The organism is Sphingobacterium suaedae, assembly GCF_042684625.1.
In the GTDB taxonomy this organism is placed as follows: Bacteria; Bacteroidota; Bacteroidia; order Sphingobacteriales; family Sphingobacteriaceae; genus Sphingobacterium; species Sphingobacterium suaedae.
On record NZ_JBHULR010000005.1, the window covers coordinates 44,366 to 64,506 of the forward strand.

The following is a 20,141-nucleotide window of genomic DNA, read 5'->3' on the forward strand; positions in this document are numbered from 1 at the left end:
TTCTATCATACGCTAAAAAAAGAAACAGCGACTTTGGTCGCTGTTTCTTTTTCTACATAGTTTACTTATTTCAACACGACTCCGGCTCGTCCCATAATGGCATTATCATTATATAACAAAACCGTGTACGCGCCTTTCTTAAATTTGTCTAACGGCCATAAGAATTGATATTCTTCACCATTATTCGTAAAATTTATAACATCTTTAAATGTATACTGAAGCTTCTCCCCATGTACGTAAAAGATATTATTGGCATCACCAAAGAGATTACCGGAAGGGTCAATAACCCGAATAAAAACTTCTTTATTCCCCCCTTTTGCCAAAGTGTTGTCTGCAATAGAGAATAAAATTTGCAGCTGATCTACGCGTCTTGCTCTCGTTTCGGTCTCGATACTGCCTTTCTTAGAAACTGAAATACCGTTGACCTGAATATTTGAAACTTTTAATGCCGATGCAGCAATAACCTTGTCCTTTAAGTTGTTGTTTTCTTGAGACAATGCGTCTATCTTCTTACCTGTCGTCGAAACTTGGTCGCTAAGATCCATATTTTCCCTTTGTAAGAGCTCATTTCGCATTTTTAGCTCATTTAAGCTAGTACGTAATACCGACACATCACCTTTTAACTGAGCAACTTCCTTTTTTGCTGCCAAGATATCCGCTTCCGTAACAGTTTGGTTCTCTAGCTTCATCCGCAGACCACTTATTGCTTCGCGAGCCCGCTCTTCGGAAGCTTCCAAAGATGCATCTACATCGGACGATTTTAAGGCGACCAGGTTATCCAATTCTGCTTCAATCCGGTCAATTTCAATTTGTAAATCTTGCTTCTGAATCGCCATTGTATATAGCTTTTCACCGGATGATCTGTACTTTACATAAAAGTAAATATTCGTGGCAAGTAAAGCTGCGATCGCGATGATGAAGAAATACACCTTCGAATTATTTCGTTTCAACGGCTCTTCTTGATATTTTTTCGCTGAACTGGATGATTCCACCTTCTCTATATCTTCCTGTTTATACATTATCTTCTAATCATATGTACGGCAACGTAACATTAATATTAACAACACGTTACTACTACAAAAACTATTCCAAGTCTCATCTTCAACAAAATGAGAAATTATTCGAAATAATTCAGTGTAGTAAAACCGCCTTTTTTAAGATATTCTTCTTTCCGCATTAATTGTAAATCGCTGTCAACCATATCTTTTACAAGCATTGATAATGTATATTTGGGCGTCCAACCCAGCTTGTTTTTCGCCTTTGAGGGATCGCCTATTAACAAATCCACTTCCGTTGGTCTAAAATATTGAGGATCGACTTTAACGACCGTTTGTCCTAATTTAATATTTTCCGCAGGGATATTAAGGCGACGCAGCACTTCTTCATCACGGTCTATAATTACCCCTTTTTCTGCAGTGTCTTTTCCACTAAATTCAACGTCAATCCCTAATTCCGCAAACGCCATCCTCACAAAGTCGCGAACCGTCGTTGTCTCCCCCGTAGCGATTACAAAATCTTCCGGCTGTTCCTGTTGCAAAATCAGCCACATAGCCTCTACATAGTCTTTCGCATGTCCCCAGTCCCGCTGTGCCGACAAATTACCTAAGTACAATTTATCCTGCAGACCTAAAGCTATTTTGGCCACCGCTCTCGTGATTTTCCGCGTCACGAAAGTTTCCCCACGCACGGGGCTCTCGTGATTAAAAAGAATACCGTTGCAGGCATACATGCCATAAGCTTCGCGGTAATTTACCGTAATCCAGTAACCATAGAGTTTAGCGACCGCATAGGGGCTACGGGGATAAAACGGGGTCGTCTCAGTTTGTGGCACCGCCTGAACCAGTCCATACAGCTCCGATGTCGATGCTTGATAAATTCTCGTTCTCTTCGCTAACCCAAGTAGACGAACCGCATCTAAAATGCGTAAAGTACCAATACCATCTGCATTTGCTGTGTATTCAGGTGTATCGAAACTCACTTTAACATGTGATTGAGCCGCTAGATTGTAAATTTCATCTGGTTGTATTTCTTGGATGATGCGAATCAGATTACTTGAATCGGTTAAATCACCATAGTGCAAAATAAAATTACGATGGCTGAGGTGCGGATCTTGGTACAAATGATCTATTCTGTCCGTATTGAACAAAGATGAGCGTCTTTTCAGACCATGCACGATGTACCCTTTTCTTAAGAGGAATTCTGCCAGATAAGCACCATCTTGCCCGGTAATACCTGTTACGAACGCTATTTTCGGTTTGTTTGTGTCCATATTTTCAATATTAGGCAAATTTAGAAATATTTAAGTTTTTTGGCGCAATTATCTGCGGTACCGCAAAACAAAAAAAGCTACGTTACCGTAGCTTTCGTTAGACTATATTCTGATAATTACTCCTGCACGCGCGTAAAGTTAAACACTAAATTACCTGTACCATTATCAAGGGGTATCGGCATTCGCATAACCAACGATTGTCCATCAGAATAAGAAAGATTCAATCGGTAACCACTTGTTACATTTGCAGCTTTCTCGCCCGAGTAGATCTTTTTAAATTGGAATTGGGGATGCTGATCATTTGCTTTTGAATCGTAAACAGACCATACGATCGTTCTTACAGCCCCATCCGCACAAAGTGTCCCTGCAGCGTTAAACGTTATATTACCGCGGTAGTTACCTCCCGGAAGCGTCCACACACTACCCAGAAAACAATCTACAGGAGCTTCATCAAAGATGTTTTTTATGGTATAAGCTGCCGGAATATCCTCTCTATCCACGGAATTCAACACCCATTTCCCTTTTAAGCCGCTTCTCCATTGAGAGGCAGATGGCCCATCTGTGCCGGCTGAAGTTGATCCGCTACTATTCGTTCCCATTCCCGATTTTTTCTGAGCTCCACAAGAAGCCAGTAACATGACCAAAGCAAACAGTGTGCATACGGATAAGATATGTTTTCGCATAATGTAAAATTTAGTTTTCGATTTTGAGTATATTCGCAAATATAAAACTTTGCGTTGATGAGTCCATCCAAAAATCATACCATAAGCAAAATTGTCGCCAAGGCCGTCTTTAGGATCACCATTATTCTCCTTGCTCTACCCATTATTATTTATTTTACAAATTCTGCCATCATGAGCAAGCAGGTTTCATTCTCTTCGCCTTGGGCAATCGCTGCCCCACTTCTCCTTCTTTTGACATTTCTAGTACTACTGGTTGTAGTCCTCAAAAACAGGTATACAAAAATCGAGTACAACTGGCTGCTGACCTTATCAGGCTTATTTGTCTGTCTTTACTTGATCCTATTTTACACCCGCGTTCTATCGATTTTTTAGCCTTCATTGATTTTTGCTGACAGAAAATTTTGCCGTACCATTACAACATCATGAAAAAAAATAAATATTGGTCAATCCTAAAACACGCACTCAAGATTATAATCACCTGTGGCGCGTTGTACTGGGTTTCCCAAAAGATCTCTCTCCACGAATTGAAAGAAGCTTGGCAAACTTCCAACCCAATGTATCTCTTATTGGCCATGCTGTGCTACATGATCTCTCAAGTTATAGCTTCTTCGCGTTTAAACAGCTTTCTGAATGTTATTGGCCTGAACCTATCTGAGCGCTATAATCTTCGACTATATCAGTTGGGACTACTTTATAACTTTTTTTTGCCAGGTGGCATAGGCGGTGATGGATATAAAATTTACTTCCTAAAAAAGAACTATCCCGTTAAGGGTAGGCGGGTTCTGAGTGCCGTCTTTTTTGATAGGCTGAGTGGACTTTGGGCGCTAGCCATGATAACCGGCTGCTTGATTATTTTTATGCCGCGACTAGCCATACCCAATACGGTCACCATCGGTATACTGCTTGTTGGCACCGCCTCTTACCTTTACTTTTTACGCCTGTTTTTTAGGGAGTTTATCACGAAGTTTATTCGCACACATATTAAAGCCTTGGCTGTTCAGAGCTTTCAAACGTTAAGTGCCATATCCATTTTATACGCGCTAAATTTCGAAGGAAAATTCTCACCGTATCTATTAATATTCCTGTTATCATCTTTAGTAGCAATTGTCCCCTCCATTTTGGGAGGTGTGGGCTTACGCGAATCGATGATGACATTCGGCGCGACATATTTTCAACTCGATGCCCATCTAGCTGTACTTGTTAGCATAACATTTTATGTGATTTCTCTACTAGTGGCGTCGTCCGGCGTTTATTATATAATCAGGCCGCAGCGACTAGGCACAGACAAGTTGCCCTCCGCTACAGAAGTAGAAGAAGAACTAGAAAAAGAAGAATAAATCCATGGCAAATATTATCATTACCGGCGCAAGCAGCGGCATAGGCTTCGAAAGCGTCTTAGATCTGACCGCAAAAAAAGAGAATAACGTGATCGCGCTCGCTCGCTCGGCAGACAAATTGCGAAAGCTTCATGAAATCTCAACCTCACTAAATCCAGAAGGGGGAACCCTCTATCCAGCACAATTCGATATTTTTTACGATAATTATGCAGATTCACTTGTTCCGTTCATTCAATCCAAATTTGAAACCGTAGATATCTTGATCAATAACGCCGGCATGTTAATCAATAAACCTTTCCTAGAAACAACACTAGAAGATTTTGCAGAAGTATTTCAAACAAACCTTCTAGGGCAAGTCAACATGATAAAACATATTGTACCTTTGATGAAAAATGGTGGGCATATTGTTAATATCGGAAGTATGGGTGGTTTTCAAGGTTCAGCGAAATTCCCGGGACTAGCTGCATATTCGGCAAGCAAAGGTGCATTAGCCACTTTAACCGAATGCCTTGCCGAAGAATTCCGTGATTTGAACATCAGCGTGAATTGTCTTGCGCTCGGATCGTCACAAACCGAAATGTTTGAAGAAGCTTTTCCAGGCGTAGAAGCAGGAACGCTTGCATTTGAGATGGGGCGTTATGTTGCTGAGTTTGCTCAGAATGGACACAAATATTATAACGGTAAGATTTTACCTGTAGCAAACACGACGCCCTAATTTAAGATGCCTCTCTATCTAACGGTACCGGAGGCATTTCCTAATTTAATGTATGGATCCATCTTCCCAGATCCTCCAGGACATCGGTATCAAATGTTTCTTCTAGTTCTGCATACTCATTGACTGACCCCGATTGTGCATGCTGAAAAAGGTGATTCAATCCCGTATATACCTTAAGCTCTTTTGCAGTTCCCTCAGGCAAGTTATCCGTTAAACTTTCTGAATTTGGAGCAAACGGTACCTGTACATCTCTCGTTCCAAAAGCAGCAAATACAGGTATCCTAATTTTTTGGATAAAAGGCACTGGATCAATACGCATAAAGTAGCGATAGGAAGGTAAAACAAGCATCTTAAACTCATTCCTTTGATGTTGCGATGGTTCTGGAAAAATCGACGACATATTGTCCAAAATTTGTTCATATGCCTGCTGGTCGTTTAAATTACTTTTTACCGTTGTAAAATTTCGTCTATTAATTACTTTTGCGCGGTTCAATTCGGCCCTAGACATTCCCGATGCTCGGCCAATCTCATAGGCTTGCAGCAGCATTAATGAATCGATGGGGATTGTTGGTGCCGCCAGAAGACCTATAAAATCTACTTTAACGGAAGATTGTCCCGCAATAAGCAATGCTATAAGTCCGCCTTCGCTATGCCCTACAATACCCACTCTTGAGGCATCTACCTCTTTCCGTTTACGAAGAAATTCTACAGCCGCCATTGCATCTTTGCTAAAGTCGCCAATAGTTGCCAGTGTGTAGTTACCGTCCGATTGTCCCACCCCCCGTTCGTCATAACGCAAAACGACAATATCACGCTTGGTCAGGTAATCCGCAATCACTTTAAACGGCTTGTGCCCCTCAATTGTTTCGTCGCGATCCTGCGGCCCGCTTCCGGTAACCAAAACAACAGCAGGGAAAACACCTCTACCCTTCGGTTTAGAGATAGTACCGGCTAGTCGTGTCTCATCAAACTTATTTTTAAACTGCACATTAATCGTGTCGTAGCTATATGGTGGCTCGGGGGTTTGGGGGCGCAGCCGTTTTTTCTCGATGAAGCGATCCAATATCAAGGTGCTACGCAATGCGCCTTGGGAAAAAACACCTTCGATCGTTGCTTCCTTTGTACGTCTCCCTGTAAATGATAAGCCAAGTTTTCGTACCGTCAGACGGATCGAATCCCCCTCTACCCAAACATCATCCAACGCTATATGACCAGAAGACTGCGCAGGGCTCACTAACGTACCGCTCCACCGGCCTTGGTTCTGCTTTAGATGAAAAATCAATGGTAATTGTGTTTGTTGCACGTTAATATGTCCTTTCCAGCTTTCGTTTAACAATTGCCCGTATCCCCAACACGATTGAAATAATGCGAACACAAAAACGAACGCCCCCTTTATATACGTCATTTTATCTTTTATTCAGTATTATACAAAACTAATACCAATAAGTACAGATGTTTTGTCCACCTATGCCAAGGTTTCATTAAAACTGCCTATCTTTATGAAAGACAACAATAAAACAAAAGGTGGCTCACCTGCCTGTAAAGACTAGAACCATAATTTCATAAATCGTATATTTGCCAAATTTTAAAATATGAGAAAACTTATTGGCTTTATCTTATCGCCCATTTTTTACATATGTTTTTCGCTGTCGCTTCTGCTTTTTCATCCCTTACAATGGCTCTGTCTCAAGCTTGGGGGCTATAAGGCGCACAAGAAGAGCGTAGATCTCCTCAATGGTTTTTTAGTCGCTTGCAATTATACCCTATTTAACCGTACACAATTCATTGACAACAAAAACATTCCCGCCGGCCGGCCAATCATCTTCGTGGCAAACCATCAAAGTACTTTCGATATCCCTCCGATGATCTATTTTTTACGGCGATATCACGGCAAATTTATTTCAAAAATTGAATTGGCAAAAGCTGGCATCCCTAGCATATCGTTTAACCTCGTACACGGCGGTGCAGCCAATATCGACCGCAAAGATGCGAAACAATCCATTGCTGAGATATTAAAACTGGCAAACAACATGAAAACCAAAAATTGGTCAGCATTTATCTTTCCAGAAGGTACAAGAACGAAAACAGGTAAGATGAAACCGTTTTCTGTTGGCGGTATAGCCACGTTACTGAAGAAAAATCCGGAGGCGCTAGTCGTTCCAATAGCTATCAAGGGGTCTTATCTCATGGTACGATATGGGATGTTCCCCTTGCGTCCGTTTACTTCCATGAGCTGGGAGGTATTAGATCCGATAAACACATCGGGATTGAATGTCGAGGAAATTGTTAAATATGCAGAAGAAGTGATTAAACAGAGAGTCGAAGGGTAATCAGTTTACCTTTCTTCCTTTCCAATCGTATTTGCCCACATTGCCAGCCACGCCAATATACACCAGATATATGGCATGAGCCAGTGACAGTAAAGGAAGATTCCATAACAACTCTTTTCGTCCCGCAAACACACACAACGGACGTATAAAAATATATTCTGCAATTATTTTCAACGTTAAAGCTGTTAAAAACAATTGATGTACGTCTGGCAAATCGACGAAAAAAATAACCAAACCACTAAGCAGCGCGACATTAAACAACCAGATACTGATACCTAACCAAACAACGCGCTTATCCTTGTATTTGGTGCTTTTTGAGGCCCACCGTCGGCGTTGACTGATAAAGGAAGCAAGCGTTGGTTTTGCATCCGTATAAATGATGGCGGCTTTGGACTTACAGAATTTGATCCTACTCGAGAATCGCTGCGCAACCTTGTGCAGAAATAATTCATCATCTCCTGACGCTAGATTATCAATGCCGTTAAATCCCCCCATCTCAAAAAAAATATCGCGACGATAGGCGAGATTTGCCCCATTACAAGTTGTTGGACTGGCATTTCCTATACCAGCGGCACCAAGTCCAATGAGGTACAGAAATTCCAACGTTTGTAGGCGTTCAAACCATTTACTTTCTTCTGAATAAACTACCGGTGAAGACACCATGTATGCGTCTGTTTTTTCAAAGTAAGACACCACGGTACCCAACCATTCTTTCCCCATCCGACAATCGGCATCCGTAGTCACGATCAGCTCCCCCGTGGCCCTCGCTATCGCCTTTGTAATGGCGAGTTTCTTATACGAATTCAGTTTATCCCCCTCACTAAGCTGCAACAGTGCCACTCCTTTATCCGCATACGCGCGGACTACAGCTGCTGTATCATCTGTCGAATGATCATCGACAACAATGATTTCCAGCAAGTCCTTGGGAAAGTTCTGTTCTATAATGCAATCCAGTGTTCTGCCGATATTGTCTCCTTCGTTTCTTGCTGCAATCAGCACGGACACTCTCGTATGCACCGCATGTTGCATCCTGTCAAATGACTTAATCTTATACCAGCCGTTTCGCATATACAAAACGAGCACAATATACACGAGCATCATCACAATCAAAAAAATGTTAAGACTTATTACCACCGACATAATTTACATTAAAAACGAAAACAGAACCAACGATAGCAGGTAAAATAAGATTAACAAACCAGATACAAGAGACGATAGCCATTACTGCAATATCCTGCGTTGTAATATAACTGTATAAATTGCTCGCAACGAAACTTCGGACGCTAAAATCAAAAATATCTAAGGATGGTACAGCAGATTGAACAAAAAATAATATGAAAATCATTAAAACCATAGATAAGAACGGCATTTCTGGAAGAAACACTATCATTAAAAGGATATACTGTGACGTAAAAATCGCAAAGCGTGCCAAAGATAACATTAATACATGGAAGAGTTCCTGTGCTGTAAAGTCCTCTAAAATGGTAAAAAAAGGTCGAATCTTTTGCAGAAAACGAAATCTTCCAACGAGATAGTCCACCCATTGCACATTAAAATAAAGAATAAGAAAAGCGAAAGCATAAATGATTGCCAAGAGCCAGATGCCAAATTTAACCGCAGCCGGCGTGGGAAGAAACGTAGCTACAAACCAAGCAATACTGAGTGCGCCAAAGACGCTCGTCAACACTAACTGGGCGAAAAGTCCTACCCCCATGGCTACCGCGCCTGATGCCCTGTTATGCGGCTTCAATAGCAGCACCCTTCCTCCATACTCTCCAATGCGATTTGGAGTAAAAATAGCCCATGTCAAACCGCAAAAAACCGACCGTATTGCTGTCCACCAACTAATTTGCTCAATACGTTTACTCAGATATTTCCATTTTATAACCTCCACCGCCCAATTCAGTAACATCATCAGCACTACAGCCGACAATGTAGCGCGCACAACCCAGGGTTGGATAGCTTGAATAAGAGACTTAAACTCTAGTAGATTCTTCTGATTATTGACTTTCGAAAAAATGAACCACATCGCCAGTCCAACGATGGCTAGTTTGATTCCGAGATTCAAATATTTCTTTTGCTGCTTTGTCAATTATGTAAAATAAAAGCACAATGTTACTAATTTTTAACGAAATCTTAACGGCGAAAAGGTCTATAATCTCTGCCTTTCTCAATTGACTTATCTCCATATATAACGAAAACCGGCTCGCGCTAAAGTATGATAATGTAACGACAAATATGCGAATGCCGCACCAGTGCTCTTTCATGATATTCCCGTCTTAAAATCGTAATATTGCAGTATGCAGCGTGAAAAGTCGAAAGAGCGGATTATTTTAGGAATAGACCCTGGAACAGTCATTTTAGGCTATGGTCTTGTGAAGCAGGTTGGACAAAAACTAACACTGATTTCTCTTGGTGTAGTAAAGATGGGTCACCTAGATGATCATGCCTTGAAGCTGCAGCGCATCTTTAAAAAAACAGCGGCTCTGATGGATGAGTACAAGCCAGACTGCGTAGCGTTAGAATCCCCATTTTACGGTAAAAACGTTCAGGTCATGCTAAAATTAGGCCGAGCTCAGGGGGTTGCAATGGCCGCAGCGTTGAGTTTAGACATCCCTATATTCGAATATTCACCACGGAAGATTAAACAATCCGTCACAGGCAGTGGAAATGCAAGCAAAGAGCAAGTCGCTGCCATGTTAAAAACCATACTACAATTTAACGAGACCCCTGAATTTCTCGACGCTACTGATGGCCTTGCCGTAGCTGTGTGTCATGCCTTCCAACAAAATACATCGACAAATAGCAAGAGTTATTCCGGCTGGGAAGCATTCGTAAAAGACAACCAGAAACGTATCCGCTAAAGCTTTACTTGTCGAATTACATTTTTTACATTTAATTCCACGATATCCGTCATGGTCTTACAACGGTAGTATGCTTCGTTTTCATAGAAGCGGGCATATCCGTCGCGTAGTCGATCAATATTTTCGGCAGTAGATAGTGCCTGCAACTGGGAAGCATCCCGCAAATCTTTGATCCGATGGCGTTCGCTTCGTACACGATGCACAATGGATGATCGTTCCTCCTGTTGGTATTGGAGCACTGTTTTTTCATTTAAATGCCCCATGGCAAGTTTAACATAAGGCAAATTCTCTTTAAAATATTGTGGCATATACACCTTCGGGTTCCCCTCATAAAATTGCTGATCAAAATCGATAGCTCGGATCCGAAATTGAAAATCGTCGAAATCAGGTGTAATCTGCATCACGAAGTTATAGGAACGCATATCTCCTAACAACGATATAATACACCGCTCGTTAAACTTCACAAATTCTTTTGCTATACGTGTCTGATTATAGTCAGGATTTGAGATCCCACCTTTACTAAACACGTCTCCTGGGATACCGACGATATGCTCTTCCACTAACGTATCGCGATCTACTAAATAATTAACCTGATTGGGCGATAAGATTTCTTCCAACTCCAAACCATAAATCCGAGAAGCATCCGCCTGTTTGATATAAAAATAATCGTATACATCATTCAATCTATTAATGATGCGTACACGAAAGGGTTTGGTATTACCAAAGGCGCAATATTCAATACGATCGATAATCTTGTGCTCCACAATGCGAGTATTCCCTGATGCCTTTAGGATGGCATAAACCACCTTCAGCCCCTCATACAACTGGTCTAACAGGTGGGGAGGATAGAGCGGAGTTTCCCAAAAAGTATCATTTCCATTCTTGTCCATTACAGGTACAGTCTCCGTAAATTCAAGTAGATCGCCATACCTCACGGGTAATTTAGCATCTCGTTGATAAATACGCAAATATTTGCTCAACCCGGTTCCTACCGGATAAATAGGTTTTTTCCTTGAGATCGTTACATCGTCAATCTTTTCCATAATTCCTCCTCGCATAAAGGTAATCAAATTCCAATTTCACAAAACGCCGTTCAGCTACTGTATCAAAAATGAAACATTTACAATAAATAGATTATTTATTACAAATCGTAAAATCATATTCCAAAAATACTTAGTAATTTTACAAAAAAAATAAATTTTGCATGGACGCTGGTTGGATATTGGAAAGCCATAAAAAGGAAGAAGCTCCCCGGGCGAGGAGCTTCTACGCTAACCAATTATAAACCTATGTTATTTTGAGGGAAGTAACATGCTAATTTTAACAAAACTTTCATTTTTTACCCCGTTTTGTTAATACAAACATATATATATTATAAAAAAACTGCAAATTTTATTTGATTTTTATTTATTTTACAAAAAATAGCAAGAAAATTAAACACAAAACACCATTTTTATGGATAAAAAGTATTCAAATTACGATTTAGACAATTTAGACATTCAAATTTTGTCTATTTTAATGGAAAACGCATCAATTCCATACACAGAAATAGCAAAAAAACTAATAGTTTCAGGAGGAACCATTCATGTTCGCATGAAAAAAATGGAAGAATTAGGAATAATCAAAGGTTCTGAGTTAATTATAAACCCCCAAAGGGTCGGATTTGATATTACTGCCTTCCTAGGAATCTATCTCGAGAAGGGATCACAATATTCCGACGCCGTAAAACAACTACAGGAAATAAAAGAAGTAGTCGAATTGCACTATTGTACCGGACAATATAGTATGTTTGCCAAAATTGTATGCCGTGATACGGCACATCTTCGCAAAGTTTTGAACGAAGATATACAAGCTTTAACAGGAATACAACGTACAGAAACGATTATATCGTTAGAAGAAAGTATAAAACGACAAATAACACTTTAAAAAAACAAGAAAGGCGATAATATTATCGCCTTTCTTGTTTTTTTAAAGAATCTTGCCAAGGAGGTCTACATAAAATCGGATTCCATCCTGTATTTCATGTAGGTATATAAATTCGTCTGCTGAATGAGATCGTGCTGAATCGCCAGGCCCCACTTTCAAAGACGGAATAGGCAATAGAGCCTGGTCGCTCATTGTCGGACTTCCGTATATTTTCGCTCCCAACGATATTCCAGCTTGTACAACAGGGTGGTCTATCGAAATAACCGATGGATTAAGTCGCGTCGATCTTGGAAAAACGTCGACTTGCACATGCTGTCGAATCACGTCAAGCACCTGCTGGTTCGTATACGCATCAGTGGTGCGCACGTCGACCACAAATGTACATGACGCCGGAACTACATTATGTTGCGATCCCGAATGAATAAGCGTCACAGACATTTTAACAGGCCCCAAAAACGCAGATTCTTTTGGAAAACGGAATGTTTTGAACCACTCAATAGCCTCAAGCGCTTTATAGATGGCATTCTCCCCCTCCTCCCGAGCCGCATGTCCCGCTAAACCATGAGCTTTGCAATCCAATACCATAAGACCTTTTTCAGCAATAGCTAGATCCAGTAAAGTAGGCTCTCCTACTATCGCAAAATCGACTGTCCTTAACTGTGGGTAAGCCTTTTCTACCCCATTCTTTCCCGAAATTTCCTCTTCGGCTGAGGCTAACAGACAAATATTGTACGCTAGATGATCCTCATCATAATAAAACAAAAAGGCAGCAATTAAGGATACCAAACAGCCGCCAGCATCATTGCTTCCTAGTCCAAAAAGCTTTCCTTCTTGCTCCGTGGGTAAGAACGGATCGCGCGTATAACCAGCATTCGGTTTGACAGTATCATGGTGAGAATTCAGTAAAATAGTCGGTTTTCCTTCAATGAAATGTTTATTATAGGCCCAGATATTATTTCCAATACGCTGATATGGGATCTCCCGCTTTTCAAAAAAATGACACAACAAATCTGCTGTGTCACTCTCTCCCTTACTAAACGAAGGTATAGCAATCAATTGTTTCAACAGCTCCAATGCGTCTGCATATAAACTGCCGATGTCTCTAATCATTGTACAATCCTCCAGCTTTTTTTGCGGACAATTTGATACCTTTTATGAAGGCAGAGCTGAATCCATTGTGCTCCATTTCATTAAGCCCTGCAATCGTACAACCTTTTGGAGATGTAACCTTGTCAATTTCTCCTTCGGGATGATTCTGTGTTTGCAATAACAAATCTGCAGCCCCCTTTGCTGTCTGAACCGCCATCTTCAACGCGTCGTGCGCATGGAAACCGATTTCCACACCGCCTTGTGAAGCTGCTCGGATAGCGCGCAAAAAGAAAGCAATACCGCAAGCGCACAAGGCTGTCGCGGATGTCATTAAATCTTCCTGAATAACAACAACCGATCCTACAGACTCAAAAAGACGTTCTACCATAGATACTTTTTCTTCCGCCGCATCGTCTGTAGCGATACATGTCATGGATTGACCAATCGCAATTGCCGTATTTGGCATCGCACGAACCACCGATTTGTCGATTCCCAAGACCTGTTTTACATCAGCGCACGTCACACCTGACACAACTGACACAATAACCTGGTTCTTTGTTAGCACATGCTTGATTTCTTCCATAACCTTTCTTAACTGCTGAGGCAATATGGCCAATACTACGATATCCGCCGAAACCACTGCTTCGGAGTTGTTATCACTGACAGCAAATCCTAAGGTCGCCTCCTCTTTAAGCGCCGCAATCGACCGACGCGTCAAAGTAATCGCCGAGGGATCGAATTGTCCCGATTTCACCAATCCTTTGGCTAATGAAAATCCTATGTTTCCACTACCGATTATCGTTATTTTACTCATGTAAGGTATTTATTTGGATACTAGACAGGTGCCAAACTCCCCTTGTTGATATAGGTGTAGGTTTAATGCATTGCCAATATAGACATTTTTAACTCCTTTGCCAATAGCATGAAACGCATTCTCTAATTTCGGTATCATTCCTTCGTAAATTGTCCGACTGCTTTTTAGCTCCTGAAATTCCCCGGCTTTTATGATTCGTATGACCGATGTCGGATCTTCTACATCACGAAGGACCCCATTCTTCTCAAAGCAATATATCAATCGGGTTTCGTAAATTTTCGATAAGGAAACCGCTAAAGCCGAAGCGATGGTATCTGCATTCGTGTTTAACAACTGCCCCAAGCCATTGTGCGTGATCGCCGAAAAAACTGGGGTAAACCCAGCTTCCAAAAACTTCTTGATACTAAGGGCATTCACTGAATCCACCAAAATATCCCCCACAAGTCCATAATCCACCTCCTTAACAGGGCGCTTCACTGCTTTGATCGCGTTACCGTCTGCACCGCTCAGTCCCAATGCATCGCAATCAAATTTTTGCAACAACGACACGATTTTTTTATTAGTCAGACCGGCATACACCATCGTAACCACATCGAGCATGGCTTCGTCAGTTACGCGCCTGCCGTCTACCATCTTAGCTTCTATCCCTAAGTCCGAAGCAACCCGGGTAGCGATCTTGCCTCCCCCATGTACTAATATTTTCTTGCCTTGCAACGCGGCAAACATTTCCAGGAATTGCTCGAGTTGCTCGGCATTGTCAATAACATTTCCTCCAATTTTAATAATGTTCAACACACTTCCCATCGATTTTCCTGCTATTTCCTTAAATCTTCCAACATTCTTTTTAGGACTACTTGCGCAGCCCACACTCTATTGCTTGCTTCTTTAATAACCAACGAGTTCGGCCCATCCAAGATCTCTGAGGAAAGTTCCAAATCACGTCTCACCGGTAAACAATGCATTACTTTCGCGTCATTAGTCAGCTTTAACTTCTCGTTGTCCATCATCCAGTTTTGCGCAACTGGATACACCGCACCATAATCTACAAACGAAGACCAATTCTTCACGTATACGAAATCAGCTCCCTGAAGGGCTTCCTCTAAATTATTGGATATTTGCGCACCTGGCGTGAATTCTTTACTCAGTTCGTACCCCATAGGGTGTGCGATCGTAAAATCAACTAACCCTTCCTTTTGCGCTTGGCACATCCATTCCGAGAACGAGTTCGGTACTGCTTGGGGCAGGGCTTTGACATGCGGAGCCCACGCCAGAACCACTTTTGGCCTATCTACGCGCTTATGTTCGGTGATGGTAATTAAATCTGTCAAACTCTGCAAAGGATGACGCGTAGCACTTTCGAGTGAGACAACCGGCACACCGCAGAATTTCACAAACTTATTGAACAAGTCTTCTGTATAATCAGCCTCTTTATCTTTCAGACTCGGGAAGGAGCGTAATCCAAGAATATCGCAATACTCGCCCATTACGGCAGCAGCTTCCCGAATATGTTCCACCGTCGTCCCATTCATCACCACACCATCTTGCGTTTCCAGCGCCCAGCCGTCTTTATCCATATTCATGACCATCACCTGCATTCCCAAATTCATGGCCGCCTTTTGTGTACTTAAACGTGTCCGCAAGCTCGGATTCAAGAAAACAAGTCCTAAGGTCTTGTGCTTTCCCAATTGCTCCTCAGCATAAGGTGCCGCTTTTATAGCCAGTGCCTCTTCGACGACAGTTCCCAAGTTATCAACGTCTGCCACAGAGAAAAATTTTTTCATATACACTATCAATTTATTGGCATGTTGAGTGCGTTTCTCTCTTCCTAAATAACATGATACACCACACCACTCGTCCTACCGAATTCTATATTTCTATTTTATAAAAATCGTACTCCAGTACGTCTCTTCCCTATGCTTTCAGGCGCTCGTCCAAGGCGTCCAAAAATCTGTCCGCGATTTCCTTAGTAATATTAAGCGCCGGTAATATACGGATCACGTTTGGCTTTGCCTCACCCGTGAAGATACGGTTTTTAAGGAGGAGATCTTTCTTTACTGTATTCAATTCTTCCGGAAGCTCAATGCCGATCATAAGCCCTCTACCGCGTACCTCTTTTACTTTATCAAGGGTTTTTACTTGTCGTATTAGGTATTCACCTACCTTCCGGGCATTCTCAAGCAATTCTTCCTGTTTTATGATATCCAACACGGCCACAGCAGCAGCACACGCCAAATGGTTACCACCAAAGGTGGTACCGAGTAAACCAAATGACGCTTCAAATCGAGGTGCAATAACTATACCGCCGATAGGAAAACCATTACCCATCCCTTTAGCCATCGTATAGATATCCGCCTTCACACCTGCATAATCGTGGGAATAAAACTCGCCAGTACGCCCGTAGCCACATTGTACTGCATCGGCAATGTACACAGAATCGTATTGATCACACAATCTACGGATTAGTTGGAGGAAAGATGCAGATGCCTCCCGTATTCCACCAACGCCTTGAATACCTTCAATAATCACCGCAGCAATCTCAGCGCCATATTGATCGAAAGCCTGCTGCAATGCCTCCTCATTATTAAAAGGCAGAAACACCACATTCTCTGTCTCATTTACGGGGGCGACAATAGCGGGGTTATCCGTTGCTGCCACCGCTAGTGATGTCCGTCCGTGAAAGGATTTTGAAAATGCAACTACCTTCTTTCTTTTGTTATGAAATGATGCCAACTTCAGTGCATTTTCGTTCGCCTCCGCACCGGAATTGCAAAGAAACAATGTATAATCTTCTTTTCCCGAAATTTCACCTAACTGCTTAGCCAACTGTTTTTGAATGGGAATCTCTACAGAATTCGAATAAAAACCAATTCGATTTAATTGCTGGGTCAATGTGTCCACGTAGTGCGGATGGGTATGTCCAATCGAAATTACCGCATGACCACCGTACAAGTCTAGGTATTCATTCCCTTCGTGATCCCATATTGTAGAGCCTTTTGCCCGAACAATATTGATGGGATTAATAGGGTAAACATTAAATAAGTCCATTTTTTAAAATTAATGACTGAAGCAAAAAACTGTATGCAAACTTAGATAAATTTACCTTTATAGACAACGATAAATCCTTGAATATAAAAGCAAAATTATCAAAGTCTTCCGATAAAATATGCCTTCGTCCATCGTCAAGCCAATCAGATTGAAAACAGTAATTTCGCTTTGTTAAAACAATAATATAATATAAAACATCCTCCGAACACTAAAAAAAATCCCCGACCGTTTGCGTCGAGGATTTTTATCAGTAAAAGAATAAAGCAGATTAATCTTCTTTCTTTTCTTCCGTAGCTGGAGTCTCCGTAGCTGAAGCTTCTTCTGCAACTGCCGGTTCTTCCGCTTTAACTTCTTCAGTGGCCTCGACAGCAACCTCAGTAGCTTTCTTTTTAGCGCCACCACGACGTCGAGTAGTTTTCTTTTCAGCGGCGGCTTTCGCTCCATACACTTCGTTGTAGTCAACCAATTCGATAAACGCCATTTCCGCGTTGTCACCTAACCGATTTTCCAACTTGATAATACGCGTATATCCACCTGGACGTGTAGCAACTTTTTCCGACACCTCGCGGAATAAGATAGTTACTGCTTCTTTATCTTTTAAGTAAGCAAATACTGTACGACGAGAATGTGTCGTATCGCTTTTTGATTTTGTAATCAAAGGTTCAACGTAGGTACGCAACGCTTTAGCTTTAGCTAACGTCGTCGTAATACGTTTGTGTTTGATTAATGAAGTCGCCATATTAGCTAACATCGCCTTACGGTGACTGTCAGTGCGGCCTAAGTGATTTACTTTTTTTCCGTGTCTCATGTTCTTAGTTGTTTTTTCGTGCGTACCGTTCTTACTTCATTAGTATTTATACTATTATAAGTATAAGAGGAATTACGCAACAGGTCGCTTATTTTGTTTTAATAAATGTACTTATTCTTCGTCAAGTTTATACTTGGCCAAATTCATCCCGAATGATAACCCTTTCGATTTTACCAATTCTTGTATCTCACTCAAAGACTTCTTACCAAAGTTTCTAAATTTTAACATATCAGCCACGTCATAGGTAACCAACTCCGCTAATGTACGTATATCAGCAGCTTTTAAGCAGTTCAGTGCCCGTACAGAAAGGTCTAGGTCAACCAACTCAGTTTTCAAGATTTTACGCATATGCAAAATCTCCTCATCAACCACTTTCGTTTCTTCCTTTGTTTGAGACTCCAACAACATATTCTCGTCCGAGAACAACATGAAATGTTGGATTAAGATTTTAGCAGCTTCTTTCAAAGCCTCTTCCGGATGAATAGAACCGTCCGTAGAGATGTCAAGCAATAATTTCTCATAATCCGTCTTTTGCTCGACACGGTAGTTCTCAATCGTATATTTTACATTTTTAATTGGCGTGTAAATCGAGTCGACAGCGATAACGCCTACAGGACCGTCAGTAACCTTGTTTTCTTCAGCATTTACATAACCACGTCCTTTCGCTACCGATAGCTCCACTTCAATAGTCACCCCGTTATCCATATTGCAGATAACCAAATCAGGATTTAATACCGTGAAGTTATTGGAGAACTTAGTAATGTCACCAGCTTTGAATTGTTCCTGACCATTGATTACGACAAAGATCTTTTCGTTATCACCTTGCTCACCTGTTTTCTTGAAGCGTACTTGCTTCAAGTTTAGGATGATTTCCGTAACATCTTCAACAACACCTTTGATCGTAGAGAATTCGTGCGAAACGCCTGAAAACCTTACCGACGTAATTGCATATCCTTCCAAGGAGGACAATAAAATACGGCGCAAAGCATTACCAATAGTTACACCAAAACCTGGCTCTAATGGACGAAATTCGAAAGTACCATCAAAATCAGTCGATTTTTGCATGATAACTTTATCCGGTCTTTGAAATGCTAAAATTGCCATTTATTTCTTTTTAAAAGTTTTTATTAATAACGTAAAATATAATAAAAGTAAGCCCAATCTCTTCAGACTACGCTTACTTTTATTAATTATTATTTAGAGTACAACTCTACGATTAAATTCTCTTTAATGTTTTCAGGAATATCAGCTCTTTCAGGGAAAGCAACAAACGTTCCTTGTAATTCGTTTGCGTTCCACTCTAACCAACTAAATTTGTTGATTTTTCTACCTTCTACAGAAGCGGTGATCGCTTCTAAAGTTTTAGAACGTTCACGAACAGCAACTACATCACCTGGACGTAGGCTATATGATGGGATGTTAACAACTTCGCCGTTAACAGTAATATGCTTGTGGGAAACCAACTGACGTGCCGCTGCACGAGTTGTTGCAATACCTAGACGGTAAACAACATTATCCAAACGAGCTTCCAATAATCTTAAGAAGTTCTCACCGGTAATACCTTGTTTCGCAGATGCCTTTCCAAACAATGTGCGGAATTGACGCTCTAAAACACCGTATGTATATTTTGCTTTTTGTTTTTCTAACAACTGAATTGCATATTCAGATTGTTTACCTCTTCTTTTTGAAGGACCATGCTGTCCTGGAGGATAATTCTTTTTCTCTAATGCTTTATCAGGTCCAAAAATTGGTTCTCTGAATTTACGAGCTATTTTGGACTTAGGTCCTGTATATCTTGCCATTTTTCGTTCTGTTTGAAGTATCTATCAGCCTATAGCTGACGAATCTTATCTTAAACACTAATTTTATTAAACTCTTCTGCGTTTTGGAGGACGACAGCCGTTATGTGGAAGCGGAGTGATATCTTTAATCGTAGTCACATCTATTCCTACTGTTTGTAATGTACGGATCGCCGACTCACGTCCAGCTCCAGGACCCTTTACAAACACTTCTACCTTACGTAAACCTAAGTCATACGCTACTTTACCGCAATCCTGTGCAGCCTGACCAGCAGCATATGGTGTGTTCTTTTTAGAACCACGGAAACCCATTTTACCAGCCGAAGACCATGAAATAGTTTGCCCTTGGTTGTTCGTCAATGTAACGATGATGTTGTTAAAGGTAGCGTTGATATGAGCTTGACCTACAGGCTCAATAACGACGATACGCTTTTTAGTAACCTTTTTACTCTTAGCCATTTT

Annotated in this window: 22 protein-coding genes; 6 read left to right on the forward strand and 16 right to left on the reverse strand. The window is 41.2% G+C overall.

Annotation, left to right across the window (positions count from 1 at the left end; genetic code table 11):
• Positions 1–65 precede the first annotated feature (65 nt).
• The 3 genes from ACFSR5_RS12970 to ACFSR5_RS12980 form a co-directional block, all read right to left on the reverse strand.
• Complete coding sequence (locus tag ACFSR5_RS12970) at positions 66–1,019, reverse strand: hypothetical protein (RefSeq protein ID WP_380904447.1); 954 nt, start codon at positions 1,017–1,019, stop codon at positions 66–68.
• A 98-nt stretch (positions 1,020–1,117) separates the two neighbouring features.
• On the reverse strand, positions 1,118–2,269 hold the full coding sequence (gmd, locus tag ACFSR5_RS12975) for a GDP-mannose 4,6-dehydratase (RefSeq protein ID WP_380904449.1): 1,152 nt from the start codon (positions 2,267–2,269) through the stop codon (positions 1,118–1,120).
• Positions 2,270–2,385: 116 nt separating this feature from the next.
• Positions 2,386–2,952, reverse strand: a complete 567-nt coding sequence (locus ACFSR5_RS12980) for a hypothetical protein (RefSeq protein ID WP_380904451.1) — start codon at positions 2,950–2,952, stop codon at positions 2,386–2,388.
• A gap of 57 nt (positions 2,953–3,009) precedes the next feature.
• Between ACFSR5_RS12980 and ACFSR5_RS12985 the strand changes: the two genes are divergently transcribed.
• From ACFSR5_RS12985 to ACFSR5_RS12995, 3 genes are read left to right on the forward strand one after another with little or no spacing between them, the layout of a single operon-like run.
• On the forward strand, positions 3,010–3,324 hold the full coding sequence (locus ACFSR5_RS12985) for a hypothetical protein (RefSeq protein WP_380904453.1): 315 nt from the start codon (positions 3,010–3,012) through the stop codon (positions 3,322–3,324).
• Between the two features lie 50 nt (positions 3,325–3,374).
• Positions 3,375–4,289, forward strand: a complete 915-nt coding sequence (locus ACFSR5_RS12990) for a lysylphosphatidylglycerol synthase transmembrane domain-containing protein (RefSeq protein WP_380904455.1) — start codon at positions 3,375–3,377, stop codon at positions 4,287–4,289.
• Between the two features lie 4 nt (positions 4,290–4,293).
• A complete protein-coding gene (locus tag ACFSR5_RS12995; RefSeq protein WP_380904457.1) occupies positions 4,294–5,004 on the forward strand; it encodes an SDR family NAD(P)-dependent oxidoreductase in 711 nt (236 codons plus the stop codon).
• 40 nt (positions 5,005–5,044) lie between these two features.
• Here the strand turns inward: ACFSR5_RS12995 and ACFSR5_RS13000 are convergent, their stop codons facing one another.
• Positions 5,045–6,409, reverse strand: coding sequence for an alpha/beta hydrolase family protein (locus tag ACFSR5_RS13000; protein WP_380904459.1), 1,365 nt, complete (start codon positions 6,407–6,409; stop codon positions 5,045–5,047).
• A 187-nt stretch (positions 6,410–6,596) separates the two neighbouring features.
• Here ACFSR5_RS13000 and ACFSR5_RS13005 point away from each other — a divergent pair, with 187 nt between their 5' ends.
• The gene (locus ACFSR5_RS13005; protein ID WP_380904461.1) at positions 6,597–7,334 is read left to right on the forward strand and encodes a lysophospholipid acyltransferase family protein; all 738 of its coding nucleotides are present in this window, start codon (positions 6,597–6,599) and stop codon (positions 7,332–7,334) included.
• Here ACFSR5_RS13005 and ACFSR5_RS13010 read toward each other — a convergent pair whose 3' ends face one another.
• Positions 7,335–8,435 (reverse strand): glycosyltransferase, encoded by a 1,101-nt coding sequence (locus tag ACFSR5_RS13010; protein ID WP_380904839.1) that lies wholly within the window; start codon positions 8,433–8,435, stop codon positions 7,335–7,337. It lies immediately after the preceding gene.
• Positions 8,436–8,451: 16 nt separating this feature from the next.
• Positions 8,452–9,426, reverse strand: a complete 975-nt coding sequence (locus ACFSR5_RS13015) for a hypothetical protein (RefSeq protein WP_380904463.1) — start codon at positions 9,424–9,426, stop codon at positions 8,452–8,454.
• Positions 9,427–9,634: 208 nt separating this feature from the next.
• Between ACFSR5_RS13015 and ruvC the strand changes: the two genes are divergently transcribed.
• Entirely contained in the window at positions 9,635–10,198 is a 564-nt protein-coding gene (gene ruvC, locus ACFSR5_RS13020; RefSeq protein WP_380904465.1) for a crossover junction endodeoxyribonuclease RuvC, read from the forward strand.
• On the opposite strand, the gene ACFSR5_RS13025 is transcribed toward ruvC, so the two are convergent.
• Positions 10,195–11,241 carry a hypothetical protein gene (locus tag ACFSR5_RS13025; RefSeq protein ID WP_380904467.1) on the reverse strand — a complete coding sequence of 349 codons (1,047 nt, stop codon included), beginning with the start codon at positions 11,239–11,241 and terminating at the stop codon, positions 10,195–10,197. The genes ruvC and ACFSR5_RS13025 overlap by 4 nt on opposite strands.
• A gap of 412 nt (positions 11,242–11,653) precedes the next feature.
• On the opposite strand from ACFSR5_RS13025, the gene ACFSR5_RS13030 reads away from it, so the two are divergent.
• Positions 11,654–12,124 (forward strand): Lrp/AsnC ligand binding domain-containing protein, encoded by a 471-nt coding sequence (locus ACFSR5_RS13030; RefSeq protein ID WP_380904469.1) that lies wholly within the window; start codon positions 11,654–11,656, stop codon positions 12,122–12,124.
• A gap of 42 nt (positions 12,125–12,166) precedes the next feature.
• Here ACFSR5_RS13030 and ACFSR5_RS13035 read toward each other — a convergent pair whose 3' ends face one another.
• From ACFSR5_RS13035 to rpsK, 9 genes are all read right to left on the reverse strand, one after another.
• A complete protein-coding gene (locus ACFSR5_RS13035) occupies positions 12,167–13,234 on the reverse strand; it encodes a M20 family metallo-hydrolase (RefSeq protein WP_380904471.1) in 1,068 nt (355 codons plus the stop codon).
• The gene (gene proC / locus ACFSR5_RS13040) at positions 13,227–14,027 is read right to left on the reverse strand and encodes a pyrroline-5-carboxylate reductase (protein WP_380904473.1); all 801 of its coding nucleotides are present in this window, start codon (positions 14,025–14,027) and stop codon (positions 13,227–13,229) included. The genes ACFSR5_RS13035 and proC overlap by 8 nt, the downstream gene beginning before the upstream one ends.
• Positions 14,028–14,036: 9 nt before the next feature.
• Complete coding sequence (argB, locus tag ACFSR5_RS13045) at positions 14,037–14,831, reverse strand: acetylglutamate kinase (protein ID WP_380904475.1); 795 nt, start codon at positions 14,829–14,831, stop codon at positions 14,037–14,039.
• An 11-nt stretch (positions 14,832–14,842) separates the two neighbouring features.
• A complete protein-coding gene (locus tag ACFSR5_RS13050) occupies positions 14,843–15,808 on the reverse strand; it encodes an acetylornithine carbamoyltransferase (protein WP_380904477.1) in 966 nt (321 codons plus the stop codon).
• 130 nt (positions 15,809–15,938) lie between these two features.
• Complete coding sequence (locus ACFSR5_RS13055) at positions 15,939–17,072, reverse strand: aspartate aminotransferase family protein (protein ID WP_380904479.1); 1,134 nt, start codon at positions 17,070–17,072, stop codon at positions 15,939–15,941.
• Between the two features lie 268 nt (positions 17,073–17,340).
• Positions 17,341–17,880 (reverse strand): 50S ribosomal protein L17, encoded by a 540-nt coding sequence (gene rplQ, locus ACFSR5_RS13060; protein ID WP_380904481.1) that lies wholly within the window; start codon positions 17,878–17,880, stop codon positions 17,341–17,343.
• A gap of 111 nt (positions 17,881–17,991) precedes the next feature.
• Entirely contained in the window at positions 17,992–18,984 is a 993-nt protein-coding gene (locus ACFSR5_RS13065; protein WP_380904483.1) for a DNA-directed RNA polymerase subunit alpha, read from the reverse strand.
• A gap of 89 nt (positions 18,985–19,073) precedes the next feature.
• On the reverse strand, positions 19,074–19,682 hold the full coding sequence (gene rpsD, locus ACFSR5_RS13070) for a 30S ribosomal protein S4 (protein ID WP_380904486.1): 609 nt from the start codon (positions 19,680–19,682) through the stop codon (positions 19,074–19,076).
• 66 nt (positions 19,683–19,748) lie between these two features.
• Positions 19,749–20,138: a 30S ribosomal protein S11 gene (rpsK, locus tag ACFSR5_RS13075; RefSeq protein WP_380904488.1), complete on the reverse strand. Its 390-nt coding sequence runs from the start codon at positions 20,136–20,138 to the stop codon at positions 19,749–19,751.
• Positions 20,139–20,141 lie beyond the last annotated feature (3 nt).